The sequence below is a fragment of the Streptomyces alkaliphilus genome (assembly GCF_014141535.1).
GTDB classification, from domain to species: Bacteria; Actinomycetota; Actinomycetes; order Streptomycetales; family Streptomycetaceae; genus Streptomyces; species Streptomyces alkaliphilus.
Genome location: NZ_VKHT01001605.1, coordinates 1 through 648, shown reverse-complemented (window position 1 = coordinate 648; position 648 = coordinate 1). Strand labels below are relative to the sequence as shown.

The window sequence follows — 648 nt, the reverse complement described above, 5'->3', positions numbered from 1 at the left end:
GGCGCGCCCGGCGGGGCGGGGCGACGCGCGACGCCGCCCGTGGATGCCAACCGGTGGGTCACCCGGAACATTCCGCCGGCGGGGTGAGCGCCGGGCGCGCCGGGGGGCGCCGCCCCGGGATCGCGCGGGGGCGGTCCGATCCTGCTGCCCGGAGGCGGTCGGCGCGCCGATTGCGGCGGGCCGACCGGACGGCGCCGGGGAGACCGGGCGATACCGACAGCGGAGGAGTGATCGACATGGCGGCCTGTGAGGTCTGCGGCAACGAGTACAGAATGGCGTTCGAGGTGCACGCGGCGGGGGCGGTCCACGTCTTCGACAGCATCGAGTGCGCGGCCCAGCGGATGGCGCCCATCTGCGAGAACTGCCAGTGCCGGATCCTGGGACACGGCCTGGAGACCGAGGACGGCCACTTCTACTGCTGCGGGCACTGCGCCCGGGCACGTGGCCACGCCCAACTGGTGGACCACGCCTGAGCGAGGGTGTTCCGTGCGGGGTCCCGGGGGCGCTCCGGGACCCCGCACGGCCCGTGCCCCGAGGGGGTTCCCGATCGTTCGCCGGCGCGGACGATGGCGGTACGACACACGGGAACCGGGGTCCCGGCGGCGGCGTCCACGAAGGTGGTGGGGGGTAGACCGTCCACGTGGGGTC

At 75.5% G+C, this 648-nt stretch carries 1 protein-coding gene; it reads left to right on the top strand.

All coding sequences use genetic code 11. The features are described 5' to 3' along the window. The first annotated feature begins 236 nt into the window (after positions 1-236). Entirely contained in the window at positions 237-473 is a 237-nt protein-coding gene (locus FNQ90_RS25910; RefSeq protein ID WP_143624391.1) for a hypothetical protein, read from the top strand. The last annotated feature ends 175 nt before the right edge of the window (positions 474-648 follow it).

Excerpts from the sequence above, each read along its gene's own strand:
- FNQ90_RS25910 (WP_143624391.1), top strand. The coding sequence starts at position 237 with ATGGCGGCCTGTGAGGTCTGCGGCAACGAGTACAGAATGGCGTTCGAG.